The organism is Acetobacter fabarum, assembly GCF_011516925.1.
Classification (GTDB): domain Bacteria; phylum Pseudomonadota; class Alphaproteobacteria; order Acetobacterales; family Acetobacteraceae; genus Acetobacter; species Acetobacter fabarum.
On record NZ_WOTG01000059.1, the window covers coordinates 1 to 652 of the forward strand.

Annotated in this window: 1 pseudogene; it reads right to left on the reverse strand. The window is 62.0% G+C overall.

Features of this window, described 5'->3' with window-relative positions:
- Positions 1 to 642: pseudogene (locus GOB83_RS14695) on the reverse strand (MobF family relaxase); the annotation flags it as partial.
- Between the last annotated feature and the right edge of the window lie 10 nt (positions 643 to 652).

Below are 652 nucleotides of genomic sequence, written 5' to 3' on the forward strand. Positions count from 1 at the left end.
CGTCTGCCGGTCCGCCAAAGAGTCCCATGGCACCATGCCCTCGGTGCCGGCACGGTTCCTGAGCATCAGGCCCTGTTTTGTCCAGCCCAGAACATCGACAAAATCACCATTCGAGCCCAATTCCAGCCAGCGTGGGCCATAAGAGCGCTGGGCGTGACACCGCACCTTGCTGAAAAGCCTCAACCGGTCGCCAACCGCAATCGGCAGATCATAGGTCTCACCCCGCTGGTCAATGGCCGCGCGGACGATCTCCTCTTTCCCAACCTCCCCGCGTTCACCCAGCCTCTCGCGTACCGCCATGCTCAGCGCCATGACGTCCTCATTCGTGGGAGCAGACATCGTAATGCCGCGCGTGCTCCCGGCGGCACGGAGCATGTCGCGGCGCTTCAGGTAGAACTCCGCAATATTTGCGACAACCTGCGCGTGATCACCACCGACCAGACTGAACGTCCCATCCGCCCGCTTGAGGTCTATCGCCTCACGCGCACGCTGCGCGTCCTCGGCGTTCTGCTCTTCTTCCGATTTCGTCATGTCACGGCCCGTTCCACGAAACAGACCCGCGATCATCCGGCCGCGCTCGGTTTTCTGACGGATGGTGCTCAGCAACTCAAACCGCACGCCCGCAGGCACGGAACGCATCATCAATTCCACG